Source organism: Oleiphilus sp. HI0132, from assembly GCF_001635845.1.
In genome coordinates this window covers 1-607 of the sequence record NZ_LWGJ01000750.1, presented here as the reverse complement: position 1 = coordinate 607, position 607 = coordinate 1, and the positions used below count along the sequence as shown (strand labels likewise).

Annotated in this window: 1 protein-coding gene; it reads right to left on the bottom strand. The window is 46.6% G+C overall.

Features of this window, described 5'->3' with window-relative positions; all coding sequences use genetic code 11:
• Positions 1 to 607: cbb3-type cytochrome c oxidase subunit I (locus A3766_RS08900; protein WP_197479457.1), on the bottom strand; the 607-nt coding region annotated here is incomplete at both ends.

The following is a 607-nucleotide window of genomic DNA, read 5'->3' as shown; positions in this document are numbered from 1 at the left end:
GTTAGCCAAACGTTCACGGCCATGATAAGCATACCTGACAAGAAGATAGCACCACCAATTGCACGAACAAGATAACCAGAATGACTTGCTTCTAAAGACTCTACAAAGCTGTAGGTAAGGGTACCGTCATTGTTTACTGCACGCCACATTAGGCCCTGCATAATACCGTTTACCCACATTGCGGCGATGTATAGAACCGTGCCGGCAGTCGCTAACCAGAAGTGTAGGTTGATCATAGACGTGCTATACATTTCTTTAATGCCATAAAGCTTTGGAATCAAGTGATAAACCGCACCGATAGAAATCATCGCTACCCAACCGAGTGCACCAGAGTGAACGTGCCCAATAGTCCAGTCAGTGTTGTGAGATAGCGCGTTTACAGTCTTGATAGACATCATCGGACCTTCGAAAGTAGACATGCCATAGAAAGAAAGCGATACAACCAAGAAACGTAGTACTGGGTCAGTACGTAGTTTATGCCATGCACCAGAAAGCGTCATCATACCGTTGATCATACCACCCCATGATGGAGCTAGTAGGACTAGGGACATGATCATGCCCGCACTCTGTGCCCATTCAGGAAGAGCGCTGTAATGTAGGTGGTGAG